Source organism: Pseudomonas syringae group sp. 26L6 (assembly GCF_032587815.1).
GTDB classification, from domain to species: Bacteria; Pseudomonadota; Gammaproteobacteria; order Pseudomonadales; family Pseudomonadaceae; genus Aquipseudomonas; species Aquipseudomonas amygdali.
The window spans coordinates 1-855 of the sequence record NZ_JAWHPJ010000002.1 but is presented as its reverse complement, the minus strand read 5'-3'; the positions used below and the strand labels follow the sequence as shown (position 1 = coordinate 855).

The 855-nt window shown below is 62.5% G+C and carries 1 protein-coding gene; it reads right to left on the bottom strand.

Annotated features, from left to right (window positions below; all coding sequences use genetic code 11):
• Positions 1-855, bottom strand: an 855-nt coding sequence (locus RYA97_RS00855; RefSeq protein WP_316891695.1) for an AMP-binding protein, incomplete at both ends; no start/stop codon positions are given.

The following is an 855-nucleotide window of genomic DNA, read 5'->3' as shown; positions in this document are numbered from 1 at the left end:
CGCCTGCAACTGGCTGGCATCCGGCGCGGGCAGCGCCTTGCGGTCCAGCTTGCCGTTGGCGGTCAGCGGCATCTTGTCGAGGACGATGAAATGCGTCGGCACCATGTAATCCGGCAGATGCGCACGGAGCTCGGTTTTCAGCGCTTCGCGCAGGCTTTGCTGATCCTGATCAGGCTGGGCTGGGACTAGATACGCGGCCAATTGCCCGTCCACGGCCAGCACGATCACTTCGCGTACAGCCGGGTGCGCTTGCAGCCGCGCTTCGATTTCACCCAGTTCGATGCGGAAACCACGAATCTTCACCTGATGGTCGATACGTCCGGCGTATTCGACCACTCCGGCAGCGCGATAACGGGCCAGGTCGCCGGTGCGGTACAGGCGACCGCCGTCGCTGGAGAACGGGTCCGGCACGAAGCGTTCGGCAGTCAGCGCCGCGCGATTGTGATAACCGCGCGCCAGACCGGCATGGCCGATGTGCAGTTCACCGCTGCAACCCTGGGCGACCGGGTTGAAATCAGCGTCCAGCACGTACCACGACAAATCCGGGATCGCCTCGCCAATCGGGCTGGCCGGGTTTTGCGTGTCGGCCTCGGTTATTGGCCTGTAGGTCACGTGAACTGTAGTTTCGGTAATGCCGTACATGTTGATCAACTGCGCTGCCTGATCGCCGAAACGGTCGAACCACGGCTTCAGGCTGGCCACGTCCAGCGCTTCGCCGCCGAAGATGACTTTTTCCAGCGACATCGGCGCAGGCGAATCACACGCCACACGCATCAATTGCTTGAACGCCGACGGCGTCTGGTTAAGCACTGTGACGCGCTGTTCCACCAGCAGCGCATGGAAGTCTTCCGGCGA